Genomic DNA, 14,666 nt, shown 5'->3' on the forward strand with positions numbered 1-14,666 from the left:
ATCATGAAATACGCTATCGTTGGGACCGGCTCACGCCACAAGATGTTTCGCCGCGCGGTGACCGAAACCTACGGCGACGAAAACACGCTGGTTGGGCTGTGCGATGTCAACGAGAAGCGCCTGGCGCTTTCGGCTTCCCATGTTTCGGTCGGCGGCAACGGTATCGCGACCTATCGGGCGGAGCAGTTCCAGGAGATGGTGCGCGAGCAGAAGCCCGACACGGTGATCGTCACGGTTCCCGACTACCTACACCACGAATATATCGTGGAGGCGATGCGGGCTGGCTGCAACGTGATGACGGAAAAGCCGATGACCATCGATCTCGAAAAACTGAAGGCCATCCTCGATGCACAAGCCGAAACGGGCCGTTCCGTCACCGTGACCTTTAACTATCGCTACACGCCGGCACGCACGCAGATCAAGGATATTCTGATGTCGGGCGTCATCGGAGATGTGACGGCTGTCGATTTCTGCTGGTATCTCGACCGGGTCCACGGCGCCGACTATTTCCGCCGCTGGCACCGCTACAAGAACCAGTCGGGCGGCCTTTTGGTCCACAAGTCGACCCACCATTTCGATCTGGTCAACTGGTGGCTCGGCTCTTCACCGACTTCGGTGACGGCCCATGGACGCCGCGCTTTCTACACGCCGCAGACGGCAGAAAGCCTTGACCTTGCCAGCCGCGGGCCGCGCTGTCACGTCTGTCCGAGTGCCGGACGGTGCGACTTCCGCCTGAATCTGGAGGCTGACCGCGCTCTGCGCGAACTCTATCTGGAGGCTGAGGATGTAGACGGCTATATGCGCGACCTCTGCGTCTTCGACGACGACATCACGATTGAAGACACGATGCAGGTTCACGCCCTCTACGCCAACGGTGCAAGCCTCAATTACACGCTTTGCGCCTACAGCCCGTGGGAAGGGCTCGAGATCAAGTTTCACGGAACCAAAGGGGAGCTCTCGCACCGCCATGTGGAAGTCCATGGTGTCTTCGGCGGCAAACAGAACAAGTCCAGGGGCTCCAAATCCATGACAACGGTGTTGCATGTCGCCGGGCAGGCACCGCAGAATATCGAGGTGTGGGCGGGCGAAGGCGACCATGGCGGTGCAGACCCCGTCATGCTTGCCCATCTCTTCGATCCCAAGGTCGCGCCCGACCGCTATGGCCGCGGTTCGACCTATATCGACGGGGCATGGTCGATCCTGACCGGCATTGCCGCCAACGCATCGATCGACCGGGGCGAAATGATCCATGTGGACCGTTTTCTGGCGGAACATGGCATTCGTCTTCCGCAGAAGAAGTGGCAGACGGGGCGGAAAGCGACGGTCGTGCCGGCTTGACAAGCGAAATGCGGTATGCCGCGGTTCTTCAAGCGTTTCGACTGTCCAATCTGGGCCGTAGTTGACCATGGCCAAGGATTCCGCGAAACATGAGAACAATTCTCCATATTCGGAGATATGTCCGAACGGAAATGCCCTATGACACTGAATGTAATTGCGCGGGAAGCCGCGGATGACAACGGACCAATCCTTTCGCTGAAGGATGTGAGCTTTGCGATCGAGGGCCGCATCCTTCTGCACCCGCTGACCCTCGATCTCGCGTCGGGCAAATCCATTGCGCTGATCGGTCATAACGGCTCCGGCAAATCGACGCTCTTAAAGATTATCGGACGACAGCAGTCACCAACCGGCGGCACGATCCATTTCGAAGGAAAACCGCAGGAGAACTGGGGAACGCGTGCCTTTGCCCGCCGGCTCGCCTATCTTCCGCAGCGGACGCCGGCGGCGCCCGGCATGCTGGTGAAGGAACTGGTGGCGCTTGGCCGCTATCCATGGCACGGGGCGCTAGGCCGTTTCAGCGCCACCGACAAGGCCAAGGTGGAGGAGGCGATCGAGCTCACGGGTATCGGTCCGTTTTCCGAACGGATGGTGGATACGCTCTCGGGCGGCGAACGCCAGCGCGTCTGGCTTGCCATGCTGGTCGCGCAGGATGCAACCTGTCTGCTTCTGGACGAGCCGATCTCTGCCCTCGACATCGGCCATCAGCTCGAAGTGCTGTCGCTCACGCACGATCTCTGCCGTGAAAAGGGCATCACCATCGTGACGGTGCTACACGACGTCAACATGGCGGCCCGCTTCTGCGATGAAATCGTCGCGCTGCATTCCGGCCGGCTGATCGCCCACGGCGCGCCGGAAGATGTCATGACACCGGAAGAGCTTGCCCGCATTTATGACGTGCGCATGGACATCATCCATCAACCGTCGAGCGGAAGACTGGTGGCACTGGCCCGGTAGAGATTATCCTTTTTTCGAAAGGCATCCCGGCCTGCGAAGGGCGATGGGGCCGCCTCGAATGCACACAGCGATCGCTCTAGAAGCGACGGGCCCGCATGCGTTCAATGATGTGCCTGCCGGAGCCCTCCACATGCCGGCCGATGGCGCGCGCCGCGCCTTCCGGGTCCTGCGCCTTGATGCAGGCGATCAGTTCGCAATGTTCCTCCAGCACGTTCGACTGACGGCTGAGCGAAGTCGGAAAACCCCGGCTGATCGCCCAGAGGATCTGGCGATGACGCACCCAGAGATCGACTGCATGACGATTGTAGTGACGGTCATACATCAGCCGATGGAACTGCAGGTCGAGATTGGAATGCTTCATTTCGTCGGCGAAGTTCAGGGCCTCGATCTCGGCCTGAATGCGCTCCAGTTCGTCGACATCCGCCTTGGTGGCAATGCCGACGAACCAACGGGTCAGCGCGGGTTCAATCAGAACCTCGATCTCGCAGATATCGCGGACGAACTCCTCGTCGATTGGCCGCACACGGGCACCCCGGTTCGGCGTCATGATGACGAACCCTTCGCCGCGCAGCTGCTGCAGCGCCTCCCGAACCGGGTTCGTCGAGGTGCCCATTCGGCTTGCGAGCTCCGCCACCTTGAGCCGCTCGTTGGCCTTGACGCGCCCGTGAATGATGTCGTCGCGCAGCCGCTCGTAGATCGAGGACCCCGTATCCTCCGTCAGGACATCGTGCTCGGAACCAGGCTGCCGAATGGTGCTGATCGTATTCATGGCCCTGCTTTTAATGCACTTTCCCGCCACTTGCCAAGAGCAAAACGCCCTGATTTATACATTCATATTGACAAAGAATGTACGATCTGAAAACTTTCGTGCAACACAAGGGCCACCAAGGCCGTACTGGAGGATTCCGGCTGAAGGCCGGTGCAGAGGAGGAGAGAATATGGGTTACCAGCACACGCTGCGTGGCCTCGTCCTGTCGACGGGGCTTTTGACGACCGCGCTCATGGGCACGATAGCCTGGGCAGCGGATTACAAGCAGGCGCCTATGCTCGACGAGCAGGTGAAGTCCGGCAAGATTCCGGCCGTGGAACAGCGCCTTCCCGAAAAGCCTTATGTCGAGACCATGATCGACGGCGTCGGCAAGTACGGCGGCACGCTGCGCACCACGATTCTTGCCAATGGCGACCAGTACAACCTGACCCGCACCATCGCCAACGAACTGCTCGTCCGCTGGGACCCAAAGTGGCAGAAGGTCATGCCGTCGCTGGCCGAAGAGTTCAAGGCATCCGACGACGCGACGACCTATACGTTCAAGCTCCGCAAGGGTCTGAAATGGAGCGACGGCCAGCCGTTCAACGCCGACGACATCATGTTCTGGTACGAAGACGTATTCATGAACGCAGCACTTTCGCCGGCCAAGAACCCGACCTTCACGGTCGCCGGCAAGCCGGTCAAGGTCACCAAGATCGATGATCTGACCGTCGAATTCAAGTTCGAGTCGCCCTACGGCCTGTTTATCCAGCAACTCGCCTATGGCCAGGGTCACCTGCCGGTGATCTACCCGAAGCACTACCTCAAGCAGTTCCACGAGAAATACAACAAGGACGGCATTCCGGCGCTGCTGAAGGCCAATCCGGCCGCCGGCGACTGGGTGGCGCTGTTCAACTCCAAGGTTTCGCTGACCTTCCAGCCGCCCTATTGGCAGAACCTTGCCCTGCCGACGCTGAACCCGTGGATACTCACTGTTCCCTATGCCGACAGCGAGCGCGTCGTCGCCACCCGCAATCCCTATTACTGGAAGGTCGATACCGCCGGTAATCAATTGCCTTACATCGACGGCATCACCTGGGCGAAGCTCGACGACCCGCAGCTGATGGCGCTGAAGATGACGTCGGGCGAGTTCGATTTCGCCTTCCGCCACATCAACAACTCGACCTTCAAATCGGTCCTGTTCGACGGCCAGAAGACGGGCAATTATAAGTTCGTCGACGTCAAGGACCTGCCTGCCAACGACGCGGTCATCCTCTTGAACCTCAACTCCACCGATCCGGTGAAGCGCAAGATCTTCCAGAACAAGGATTTCCGCATCGCGCTCAGCCGCGCCATCAATCGGCAGGAGATCATCGATCTCGTTTATGTCGGGCAGGGGGCTCCGGCACAGGTCGCGGTTCAGCCCGAGCACGAGCTTTTCAACGAGCGCGAGGCCAAACAGTATACCGAGTTCGATCCCAAGGCTTCCGCGGCGATCCTCGACAAGATCATGCCGAAGAAGGATGCCGAAGGTTTCCGTCTCGACGAGACCGGCAAGCGTTTCACCATCAACTTCATGGTCGCCGACGTCTTCGGCCTGTCCTATCCGGACGTGATGCAGATGGTGCAGAAATACGCCAAGGACATCGGTATCGACATCCAGCTGCGCACCACCGACCGCGCCCGCCTCAACACCATGTGGGCAGCCAACGAGCAGGACGCCTATATCTGGAATTGCGTCGGCGGCCTTTCGGAAGTCTATACCGATCCGCGTTGCTACATGCCGTTCCAGAAGGCCGACATCTTCTTCGCCATGAAGTGGAGCGAGTGGTACTCCAACCACGCGACCGGCGAGGAACCTCCCCAGGCGATCAAGGACCTGATGGCCGCCTATGACAAGGTCAACGCCGCTGTCACCGACGACGACCGTCGCCAGAAGATGAAGGACTTCCTCAATCTCTCGGCCGACAACTTCCTGAACATCGGCATCTCGCGCCCCATGCCGAAATACATGATGACCTCGACCAACCTGAAGAATGTCGTGAACGGTATCCCGATCACCGGCAACCTCTGGCACCCGGCCCCGACGCTGACCCAGTGGTATTTCGACAAGCCGACCAAGTAAGTCTCCTCCCGAGACTGGATGGGAGGTTTTGCCAAGATAGCTTTGCCCCTCATCCGCCTGCCGGCACCTTCTCCCCGTAATGACGGGGAGAAGGACGCAAGTGGCAAGCTCTGACATTCCCTCTCCCCGCGCGCGGGGAGAGGGCCAGGGTGAGGGGCAAATCCCGCCCACCCAAACTTCTGCTGAAAACAGAACGGCAAAATTCATGCTCCGTTACGTACTCAAGCGGCTGGTGTTCGCGATCCCGACACTGTTTGCCGTCTCCATCATCGCCTTCATCATCATCCAGCTGCCGCCGGGCGACTATCTGACGACGCTCATGGCCGACTGGGCGAGCCAGGGCGGCGCGGTGGAAGCCGGTACTGTTGCTGCCATGCGCGAGCGCTACGGCCTCGATCAGGCTCTCTATTTCCAGTATTACAAATGGATGTGGGGCATCCTCACCCAGGGCGATTTCGGCATTTCGTTCGAACTCGGCAAGCCGGTGACGGAGCTGATCTGGAACCGCCTTGGCTTCTCGCTGCTGCTCTCCGTGCTGACGCTCTGCTTCGTCTGGGCGATCGCCATCCCGATCGGCATCCTGTCGGCGGTGCGGCAATATTCGATCTCGGATTATTTCGCGACCTTCCTCGCCTTCTTCTTCCTCGCCGTGCCGGACCTCCTGATGGCGCTGTCGGCCATGTACATCATGTCCACTTGGTTCGGCCAAAGCGTCGGCGGCCTGTTCTCGCCGGACTATGTCGATGCGGACTGGAGCTTTGGAAAGCTCATCGATTTCGCCGGACATGTCTGGCTGCCGGTCGTCGTCATCGGGCTCGGGTCGCTCGCGGCCCTGGTCCGCATCATGCGCGCCAACCTGCTTGATGAGCTTTCAAAGCCCTATGTCACCACCGCGCGCGCCAAGGGCATGTCGGAATTCGAGCTTTTGATCCGCTACCCGGTGCGGCTGGCGCTCAATCCGCTGATCTCGACGCTCGGCTGGATCCTGCCGGCGGTCATTTCGGGCGAGATTATCGTCTCGGTCGTCATGAGCCTGCCCACCACCGGCCCGCTGTTGCTGCGTGCCCTCCTGGCTCAGGACATGTATCTCGCCGGTTCGCTCATCCTGCTGATCTCGGTTCTCACCATTATCGGCACGCTGATTTCGGACATCCTGCTCGCTCTCACCGACCCGCGGATCCGGTTCCAATGACAGATATCACCAGCCTCCCGCCGGATACCGGCCCTTCGCTCGACCTGCGCAACAAGGACATTGCCGTTGCCGGCCAATGGCGCCTGTTCTGGCTCAAGTTCAAGAAGCACAAGATCGCGCTCGTCTCATTGGTCGTGATCGTCTTCATGTACCTCGTCGCGGCATTCGCGGATTTCATCGCGCCCTTCGATCCGAACGCGACGAATGCGCGCTTCACCTATGCGCCGCCGCAGGGCCTTTCGCTGTTCCATGACGGCTCGTTCCAGCCGAACGTCAAACAGCTGAAGATGACGCTGAATAAGGAATCGATGCGCCGCGAATTCCAGCCGGACCTGGCCAAACCGCTCAAGGTCGGTTTCTTCGTCAAGGCGGCGCAGCCTTATGACCTGCTCGGCTTCATCCCCATGCAGACCAAGCTCTTCGGTTTGACCGACCCGCAGATCGGCGACAGTCTTTATATCTTCGGCGCCGACCGCCTCGGCCGCGATATCTTCAGCCGCGTCGTGCACGGCGCCAAGATTTCGCTCTCCATCGGCCTTGTCGGCGTCTTCATGAGCCTCATTCTCGGGGTGACGATCGGCGGTATTTCCGGCTTCTTCGGCGGCTGGCTCGATCTCGGCATCCAGCGCGGCATCGAACTACTCCGCTCGATCCCGACCATTCCGCTGTGGATGGGTCTTGCCGCCGCGATCCCCGTCGGCTGGCCGCCGCTCCGGACCTATTTCGTCATCACGCTCATCGTTTCGCTGATCGGCTGGACAAGCCTTGCCCGCGAAGTGCGCGGAAAATTCCTGTCGCTCAGGAGCGAGGATTTCGTCATCGCTGCGCGGCTCGACGGCATGAGCGAGATCGGCATCATCTTCAACCATCTCGTGCCGTCCTTCATGAGCCACATCATCGCGACGCTGACGCTTGCCATCCCGTCGATGATCCTTGCCGAGACGGCGCTGTCCTTCCTCGGCATCGGGTTACAGCCGCCGATCATCTCCTGGGGCGTGCTGCTGCAGGAGGCGCAGAACATCCGTGCGGTGGCGCAAGCGCCCTGGCTGCTATTCACGCCGGCCGCCGCGATCGTCATCTCGGTCCTGTCCCTCAACTTCCTCGGCGATGGCCTCCGCGATGCCGCAGACCCATACGAGTCGGTGTCATGAGCAACATCTTATCTCCCCTTGGCGATACAATCCTGAAGGTCGAAAACCTCAAGACCTATTTCCCGACCCGCACCGGCATCTTCAGGGCCGTCGACGGCGTCTCCTTCGAGCTGAAGCGCGGCAAGACACTTTGCGTGGTGGGTGAATCCGGCTCCGGCAAGTCGGTGACGGCGCGCTCCATCCTGCAGATCGTCGACAGCCCCGGCCGTATCGAAGAAGGCTCGATCGAACTGACGCGCGCCGACGGTTCGGTGACCGATCTGGCGAAACTCGATCCACGCGGCAAGGACATCCGTTCCGTCCGCGGCAAGGAGATCGCCATGATCTTCCAGGAGCCGATGAGTTCGTTGTCGCCGGTACATCGCATCGGCACGCAGATCGGCGAGGCGCTGCGCATCCATTTCGGCACGCCGAAGAAGGAGCAACGGGAGAGGGTTCTGGAACTGCTGCGGCAGGTCGAGATTCCACGGCCGGAAACGGCAATCGACCGCTATACGTTCGAGTTTTCCGGCGGCATGCGCCAGCGCGTGATGATCGCCATGGCGCTCGCCTGCAATCCGCAGGTCCTGATCGCCGACGAACCGACCACCGCGCTCGACGTCACCACTCAGGCCGAAATCCTCGACCTGATCAAGAAGCTGCAGCAGAGCCATGGCATGGCGGTGCTGTTCATCACCCATGACATGGGCGTCGTCGCCGAGATCGCCGATGAAGTGCTGGTCATGTATCGCGGCAAGGTGATGGAGCGCGGGCCGGTCGAGCAGATTTTTCACGGGCCGCAGGATGATTATACCCGCCGTCTGATCGGCTCCGTCGTCAAGCTGGAGAAGAAGGCGGAGGTTCGTCTGGCGCGGCCGGAAATCCCGGCCGCGATGCCGCCGCTGCTTGATGTGAAGAACCTGTCGCTGACCTTCGCTTCGGGTCTCAAGGCCGTCGATGACGTCTCGCTCGTCGTCCGTCCCGGCGAAACGCTCGGCATCGTCGGTGAAAGCGGCTCCGGCAAGACGACAATGGGCCGCTGCTTGCTGCGCATTTATGATCCGCAGGCCGGCGCCATGTCCTATCGCCGCCCGGACGGCAGCACTGTCGACCTGCGCACCGCCGACAAAAGTGTGCTGAAGGACGTTCGCCGTGAAGTGCGGATGATCTTCCAGGACCCGGTCGGTTCTCTCAGCCCCCGCAAGACCGTCGGCCAGATCATCGCCGAACCTTTGAAGCTTGCCGGCATGAAGGGCAGGGAGGTCGAAGACCGTGTCGCCGAACTGATGCGGCAGGTCGGCCTCGATCCGCTCTGGCGCGAGCGTTATCCGCACTCCTTTTCCGGCGGCCAGCGGCAGCGCGTGGGCATTGCCCGCGCGATCGCCGTCAAGCCGCGGCTGATCATCGCCGACGAGGCGACCTCGGCGCTCGACGTATCGCTGCGTTCGCAAATGCTCGACCTGATGATGAGCCTGCAAGACCAGCTCGGTCTGTCCTACGTGTTCATATCGCACGACATGTCGGTGATCCGTTACATATGCGATCGGGTCGCGGTCATGTATCGCGGCAAGATCGTTGAGACGGGCGAGACCGATCAGGTCGTCCATAATCCGCAGCACGATTACACCCGCGCGCTGCTGTCGGCAATTCCGCATCCCGACCCGCGCGACCGGCGCATCCACAAGCGCTTCCGCTACGACCCCACCAGTACGCTCCCAAGCACTGTTTCAGCCAACGGATAAGTCATGAAAATTACCGACGTCAAAATTATTGTCTGCTCGCCGGGACGCAATTTCGTCACCGTCAAGATCTTCACCGACGAAGGCCTGACGGGGGTCGGCGACGCGACGCTGAACGGCCGCGAAAAGGCGGTCGTCGCCTATCTGCAGGATCATCTCGCACCGCTGCTGATCGGCCGCGATCCGAGCCGAATCGAGGATATCTGGCAGTATTTCTATAAAGGTGCCTATTGGCGCCGCGGCCCGGTGACCATGGCGGCGATCGCCGGCATCGATACGGCGCTCTGGGACATCAAGGCCAAGGCTGCCAACATGCCGCTCTACCAGCTTCTCGGCGGCGCCAGCCGCGAGAAGGTGCTGTGCTACACCCATGCGCAGGGCACGGATATCGCCGAGGCGATCGAGGCGGTCGGCACGCGCATCGAGCAGGGCTACAAGGCGATCCGCGTGCAGGTCGGCATTCCGGGCCTGCCGGACGTCTACGGTACCGGCAAGAAATCGGTGACCAACAACGCGGCCGACGACGCATTCCCGCATGAGGAAGTCTGGTCGACCTCGAAGTATATGCGGCACGTGCCGAAACTGTTTGAAGCGGTCCGCGAGGCCTATGGCCCGGATATCGAACTGCTGCACGACACACACCACCGCCTGACGCCGATCGAGGCGGCCCGGCTCGGCAAGGATCTCGAATTCGCCCGGCTGTTCTGGCTGGAAGATACGGTTGCTGCCGAACATCAGGAAGGTTTCCGGCTGATCCGCAAGCACACCACCACACCGCTTGCCGTCGGGGAGGTGTTCAACACGATCTGGGACGCGCGCCTTTTGATCGAGGAACAACTGATCGACTATATCCGCACCACGACGGTGCATGCCGGCGGCATTACCGCGCTTCGTCGCATCATGGATTTCGCCGGCGTCTACAATGTCCGCACCGCCTGCCACGGCGCGATGGACATGTCGCCGATCTGCCTCGGCGCCAACCTGCATCTCGACCTCTGGGTCCCGAATTTCGGCATTCAGGAATATTCCGGCTACCTGCCGGAAATCCTCGAAGTCTTCCCGAGCGCCTGGAGCCTCAATGACGGCTATCTGCATCCCGGCGAGGCGATCGGCCACGGCGCCGATATCGATGAAAAGCTTGCGGAAAAATATCCTTACCAGCGCGCCTATCTGCCGGTGAACCGTCTCGAAGACGGCACTCTTTGGCATTGGTGATTCGGGGGACAAGATGAAGATCACTGCGATCAAGAGCTATGCCGTCAAGGTCGGCATCCGCAACCAGCTTCTGGTGAAGGTCGAGACCGACCAGGGCATTTTCGGCTGGGGCGAAAGCGGTCTTTCCGGCCGCGAAAAGGCGGTCGTTGGTGCCCTCGAACATTACGCCGAATTCCTGCACGGCCGTGATCCGTTCAGGATCGGCGCGCTCTGGCAGGAAATGTACCGCAGCCAGTATTTCGAAGGCGGCCGGGTGCTGCAGGCGGCGATCTCGGCGATCGACATCGCGCTCTACGACATCAAGGGCAAGGCGCTCGGCGTGCCGGTCTACGAACTCTTGGGCGGCAAGCAGCGCGACCGCATCCCGACCTTCGCGACGACCTTCGCCGAGCCGGGGCCTGCCATGGTCGAACAGGCGCAGATGCTGGTCGAGCACGGCTGGACGGCGATGCGCCTGTCCCCCTCGGGCCATGAGAACAAGGAGATCTACGAACCGCGCGAGCATATCGCCACCACTGCCAAATGGTGCATGAAAACTCGCGAGGCGCTCGGAGACGACATCGTGCTCGGCATCGACTATCACCATCGGCTCTCGGTCGCGGAAGCCGCGAGCTTCTGCCAGAAGATGCCGAAGGGCACGCTCGATTTCCTCGAAGAGCCGATCCGCGACGAGTCGCCGGGTTCCTACGAGGCGCTGCGGCGGATGACCGACATCCCCTTTGCGATCGGCGAGGAGTTTTCCTCGAAATGGCAGTTCCAGCCCTATATCGAACGCGACATCCACCAGTTCAACCGCCTCGACGTCTGCAATGTCGGCGGCCTGACGGAGAGCATGAAGGTCGCCGCATGGAGCGAGACCCACTACGTCGATATGATGCCGCACAATCCGCTCGGGCCGGTCTGCACCGCAGCGACAGTGCATTTCTCGGCGGCGGTGCCGAATTTCTCGTGGCTCGAAACCCGCAACAGCCCGGCCGAAACCCATCTCGGATTCGACAATTCGGATTTCTTCCCGGCCCAGCCGCGGCTGGAAGGGGCGTATTATCCGGTATCGGATGCGCCGGGGCTTGGCATCGAGGTCAATGAGGAGCTGATCGCCAGGCAGAGTTTTGAATTCTGGGAAGCGCCGCATCTGCGGCGGCGTGACGGATCGGTCACCAACTGGTAGATATCGACAGTACCTGCGTCAGGTTTCCTGCTGAACCTTCGATGCAGATGCTGGTCTCTTCGTCGCCGTTCCGCAGGACCTCTGGGGAAACGGCCTGATTGCGCCGGCGCTATTGAAAGGCTTCGCGTCAACTGTCATATTAGAAGCGACAGATGACATGGAGACGCAACATGGCGGTTGCAGCAAAAACGATAAGCCTGGAAGAAACGAGTGGAGAACTGCAGAAAGTGGCGGCGCTGCTTGGCGGCAGCCGCCTCCTGTCGCGCCGGCTGACGAGCGCTCTCGATGCGCATGAGCTTCTGTTACACGGGTTGCCGGCCTCGGCGGTGGATCATCTGGTCGGACAGCTGGTGTTCATCGGCAAAACGGAATCGCTTGAAAAAGCGGTCGGCATGAGCTTGCGTACCTGGCAGCGCCGCAAGGATGCGCCTTCCAAGCCATTGAGCCAGGAGCAGAGTGGACGCGCCTGGAAATTTGCCGAGATCCTAACAAAGGCGACCGACATCTTTGGAACGCAGGCGGAAGCCGAACAATGGCTGGAGCGGCCGGCGATCGGACTGGACCAGCGTCGCCCCATCGATCTTCTCGGGACGCCCGCCGGTGTCGAGCTGGTCGAAGACTATCTCGAACGGCTCGAATACGGCGTCTATGCATGACGGTTCTGCCGATTGCGCTCGGCGGTTCCGAGCTCGTTGCCTGGCGACTCGATCAAACGGCTTACGCCGCAACGTGGGATAGCGGTGAAGGCGCTTATCGGGTCGGTGGCCGCTGGAACAGCAAGGGTATGCGAGCGGTCTATTGCTCGATCGACCCCGCGACAGCCATTCTCGAAGTTGCGGTCCATAAGGGGTTTCGAGCCTTGGACACGGTTCACCATACCCTGACTGCGGCCGTCATCACCGATATGTCGGCTGTCCACGTTATCGATCCGGCCGAGCTTCCAAACCCGAACTGGCTGCGCCCGGGCATTCCGAGCGCCGGGCAACAGGCATTTGGCGACGACCTTCTTCGCAGACATCGGTTCGTGGCGATCCCGAGCGCCGTATCGGCTCATAGCTGGAACCTGATCTTCACGGCAAGCCAGGCTGCAAGCGGTTATACGCTCAAATTCCAAGAGCCTTTTTCTCTCGATACGAGGCTGCACCCGCCGCCGGCGAGGTAAGCAAAAAGAGCGAGCAGGCACCGGCACGCCCACACATGAATGCATCCAGATTGCAGTATCGAAGTCGTCAGCGCGAGCGGGGATCGAGCGCGTCACGCAGGCCGTCGCCGAGTAGGTTGAACGACAGGACGGTCATGAAGATCGCCATACCGGACCAGAGCGCCATCCAAGGCGCATTACCCAGGAAGCGTTGGGCGGAATTCAGCATCGAACCCCAGGACGGCGCCGGCGGCTGAAGGCCGAGGCCGAGGAAGGACATGCTGGCCTCCGCAATGATCGCCGAGGCGATCGTCAGGGTCGCCTGAACCATCAGCTGCGGCAGGATGTTCGGCAGGATGTGCCGGACAGCGATGCGCCATTGCGGATTGCCGACCGCACTGGCCGCCTCAATATATTCCTCCGCCTTGATCGACAGGACCTGACCGCGTGTCAGCCGGATGAAGAGCGGCATGGCGGTGATGCCGATCGCCAACATCGCGTTCGTCAGGCTGGGTCCGAGAAAGGCGGCGAACGCAATCGCCAGGATGAGGAACGGGCAGGCAAGCATGGCGTCGGTGAAGCGGCTGATGAGGCCGTCGACGATGCCGCCGAGAAAACCGGCGGCCAGCCCGAGCGGCACGCCGATCGCCATCGCGATGCCGACTGAGGTGAGGCCCGCCATCAGCGAGGCACGAGCGCCCCAAATGATGCGCGAAAGCATGTCTCGCCCCGCCTCGTCCGTGCCGAGCCAATGTGCCATCGACGGAGCCTTGCGCACGGCCGTCCAGCTTTGTGCCGCCGGGTCATAGGGCGCCAGAAGCGGCGCGAAAACGGCGACGAACACCATGAGCAGCACGACGACGAGGCCGACGAGCGCGCTCTTGCGCTTCGACAGCCGCCGCCATAGGCGGCCGCGGAAGAAATTCGCGATGGGGTTCGCCGAAGGTTTGGTTTCCGAGATCGTCAGCACGGTCAGCTTCTCAGTCTTGGGTTGACGAGGATGTATCCGATGTCAGCCAGAAGGTTGAGGATGATGTAGAACAACGAGGTCACGAGCACGACGCCCTGCACCACGGGATAGTCACGAGTGAAGACGGCATCGACGATCAGCTTGCCGAAGCCCGGGATCGTGAAGATCTGCTCCGTCAGAACCGCGCCGGACAGCAGCGCACCGAATTCCAGCGCGCCGAGCGTGATGATCGGCGTCAGCGCATTGCGCATCGCATGCTTGAAGACGACGACCCACTCGCTGAGGCCCTTGGCGCGGGCAGTGCGGACGTAATCGCTTTCGAGCGCCTGCAACATGGCGCCGCGGGTATGACGCATGATGATGCCGGCGATGCCCGTGCCGAGCACGAAGGCGGGCATGACCGTCGTCGAGAGGTTCATCCTCAGGTCTTCCCAGGGGCTGACGAAGCCGGAGGCCGGTAGCCAGCCGAGATTGACCGAGAAGAACATGATCAGCATGATGCCGAGCCAGAAGTTCGGCAGCGAAATGCCGGCGAGCGACACGACATTGGTGGCGTAGTCGATCGGCGTGTTCTGGCGGAGCGCCGAGATGACGCCACCTGTGATGCCGAGCACCAGCGCCACGACAATGCCCATCACAGCAAGCTGCAGCGTGACCGGCAGTTTCAGGAGGATCAGCTCGAGAACCGGGCGGTTGTGGCGCATGGATTCGCCGAGATCGCCGGTCAGCACGCCCTTCACCCAGTAAAGATACTGGACGATCAGCGGCTGATCGAGATGGTACTGGGCGCGGATCGCTGCAAGGGTCGCCTCATCCGGATTTTCGCCGGCGAGCACCAGCGCCGGATCGCCCGGCAACAGATGCTGAAGCGAAAAGATGATCAGCGACAATAAGATGACCGTCGGAATAAGCTGCAGGAGGCGGCGCGCGAGAAGCGAAGACATGG

At 61.1% G+C, this 14,666-nt stretch carries 13 protein-coding genes; 10 read left to right on the plus strand and 3 right to left on the minus strand.

The features are described from left to right. Window positions 1–3: 3 nt before the first annotated feature. Complete coding sequence (locus DMO26_RS22025; protein WP_117194312.1) at window positions 4–1,338, plus strand: Gfo/Idh/MocA family protein; 1,335 nt, start codon at window positions 4–6, stop codon at window positions 1,336–1,338. A 138-nt stretch (window positions 1,339–1,476) separates the two neighbouring features. Then, window positions 1,477–2,292: an ATP-binding cassette domain-containing protein gene (locus DMO26_RS22030; protein ID WP_117194313.1), complete on the plus strand. Its 816-nt coding sequence runs from the start codon at window positions 1,477–1,479 to the stop codon at window positions 2,290–2,292. Window positions 2,293–2,368: 76 nt separating this feature from the next. On the opposite strand, the gene DMO26_RS22035 is transcribed toward DMO26_RS22030, so the two are convergent. Continuing rightward, window positions 2,369–3,061 (minus strand): GntR family transcriptional regulator, encoded by a 693-nt coding sequence (locus tag DMO26_RS22035; protein ID WP_117194314.1) that lies wholly within the window; start codon window positions 3,059–3,061, stop codon window positions 2,369–2,371. Window positions 3,062–3,230: 169 nt separating this feature from the next. Between DMO26_RS22035 and DMO26_RS22040 the strand changes: the two genes are divergently transcribed. The 8 genes from DMO26_RS22040 to DMO26_RS22075 all read left to right on the plus strand — a co-directional run bounded on the left by DMO26_RS22040 (window position 3,231) and on the right by DMO26_RS22075 (window position 12,771). Next, window positions 3,231–5,165 carry an ABC transporter substrate-binding protein gene (locus DMO26_RS22040; RefSeq protein ID WP_117194315.1) on the plus strand — a complete coding sequence of 645 codons (1,935 nt, stop codon included), beginning with the start codon at window positions 3,231–3,233 and terminating at the stop codon, window positions 5,163–5,165. Between the two features lie 205 nt (window positions 5,166–5,370). Continuing rightward, a complete protein-coding gene (locus DMO26_RS22045; protein WP_117194316.1) occupies window positions 5,371–6,357 on the plus strand; it encodes an ABC transporter permease in 987 nt (328 codons plus the stop codon). Next, complete coding sequence (locus DMO26_RS22050) at window positions 6,354–7,508, plus strand: ABC transporter permease (protein WP_117194317.1); 1,155 nt, start codon at window positions 6,354–6,356, stop codon at window positions 7,506–7,508. Before DMO26_RS22045 ends, DMO26_RS22050 begins: the two co-directional genes overlap by 4 nt. Further along, window positions 7,505–9,229, plus strand: a complete 1,725-nt coding sequence (locus DMO26_RS22055; protein ID WP_117194318.1) for an ABC transporter ATP-binding protein — start codon at window positions 7,505–7,507, stop codon at window positions 9,227–9,229. The genes DMO26_RS22050 and DMO26_RS22055 overlap by 4 nt, the downstream gene beginning before the upstream one ends. Window positions 9,230–9,232: 3 nt before the next feature. Beyond that, window positions 9,233–10,441 (plus strand): D-mannonate dehydratase ManD, encoded by a 1,209-nt coding sequence (manD, locus tag DMO26_RS22060; RefSeq protein WP_117194319.1) that lies wholly within the window; start codon window positions 9,233–9,235, stop codon window positions 10,439–10,441. Between the two features lie 13 nt (window positions 10,442–10,454). After that, window positions 10,455–11,609 carry a mandelate racemase/muconate lactonizing enzyme family protein gene (locus tag DMO26_RS22065; RefSeq protein ID WP_117194320.1) on the plus strand — a complete coding sequence of 385 codons (1,155 nt, stop codon included), beginning with the start codon at window positions 10,455–10,457 and terminating at the stop codon, window positions 11,607–11,609. Window positions 11,610–11,779: 170 nt separating this feature from the next. Beyond that, the gene (gene parS, locus DMO26_RS22070; RefSeq protein ID WP_117194321.1) at window positions 11,780–12,265 is read left to right on the plus strand and encodes a type II RES/Xre toxin-antitoxin system antitoxin; all 486 of its coding nucleotides are present in this window, start codon (window positions 11,780–11,782) and stop codon (window positions 12,263–12,265) included. Beyond that, entirely contained in the window at window positions 12,262–12,771 is a 510-nt protein-coding gene (locus DMO26_RS22075) for an RES family NAD+ phosphorylase (protein ID WP_117194322.1), read from the plus strand. The genes parS and DMO26_RS22075 overlap by 4 nt, the downstream gene beginning before the upstream one ends. A 67-nt stretch (window positions 12,772–12,838) precedes the next feature. Here DMO26_RS22075 and DMO26_RS22080 read toward each other — a convergent pair whose 3' ends face one another. Together DMO26_RS22080 and DMO26_RS22085 are read right to left on the minus strand one after the other, a co-directional pair. After that, window positions 12,839–13,720, minus strand: coding sequence for an ABC transporter permease (locus tag DMO26_RS22080; RefSeq protein ID WP_117194323.1), 882 nt, complete (start codon window positions 13,718–13,720; stop codon window positions 12,839–12,841). Between the two features lie 2 nt (window positions 13,721–13,722). After that, entirely contained in the window at window positions 13,723–14,664 is a 942-nt protein-coding gene (locus DMO26_RS22085; protein ID WP_117194324.1) for an ABC transporter permease, read from the minus strand. Window positions 14,665–14,666 lie beyond the last annotated feature (2 nt).

Origin of the sequence: Rhizobium terrae, from assembly GCF_003425685.1 — a bacterium.
Lineage (GTDB): Bacteria > Pseudomonadota > Alphaproteobacteria > Rhizobiales > Rhizobiaceae > Neorhizobium > Neorhizobium terrae.

Bases quoted from the DNA above. Each gene is read 5' to 3' on its own strand.
- DMO26_RS22055 (WP_117194318.1), top strand. From the start codon at position 7,505: ATGAGCAACATCTTATCTCCCCTTGGCGATACAATCCTGAAGGTCGAA.
- manD (WP_117194319.1), top strand. From the start codon at position 9,233: ATGAAAATTACCGACGTCAAAATTATTGTCTGCTCGCCGGGACGCAAT.
- parS (WP_117194321.1), top strand. From the start codon at position 11,780: ATGGCGGTTGCAGCAAAAACGATAAGCCTGGAAGAAACGAGTGGAGAA.
- DMO26_RS22065 (WP_117194320.1), top strand. From the start codon at position 10,455: ATGAAGATCACTGCGATCAAGAGCTATGCCGTCAAGGTCGGCATCCGC.
- DMO26_RS22030 (WP_117194313.1), top strand. From the start codon at position 1,477: ATGACACTGAATGTAATTGCGCGGGAAGCCGCGGATGACAACGGACCA.
- DMO26_RS22085 (WP_117194324.1), bottom strand. From the start codon at position 14,664: ATGTCTTCGCTTCTCGCGCGCCGCCTCCTGCAGCTTATTCCGACGGTC.
- DMO26_RS22025 (WP_117194312.1), top strand. From the start codon at position 4: ATGAAATACGCTATCGTTGGGACCGGCTCACGCCACAAGATGTTTCGC.
- DMO26_RS22045 (WP_117194316.1), top strand. From the start codon at position 5,371: ATGCTCCGTTACGTACTCAAGCGGCTGGTGTTCGCGATCCCGACACTG.
- DMO26_RS22050 (WP_117194317.1), top strand. From the start codon at position 6,354: ATGACAGATATCACCAGCCTCCCGCCGGATACCGGCCCTTCGCTCGAC.
- DMO26_RS22040 (WP_117194315.1), top strand. From the start codon at position 3,231: ATGGGTTACCAGCACACGCTGCGTGGCCTCGTCCTGTCGACGGGGCTT.
- DMO26_RS22075 (WP_117194322.1), top strand. From the start codon at position 12,262: ATGACGGTTCTGCCGATTGCGCTCGGCGGTTCCGAGCTCGTTGCCTGG.
- DMO26_RS22035 (WP_117194314.1), bottom strand. From the start codon at position 3,061: ATGAATACGATCAGCACCATTCGGCAGCCTGGTTCCGAGCACGATGTC.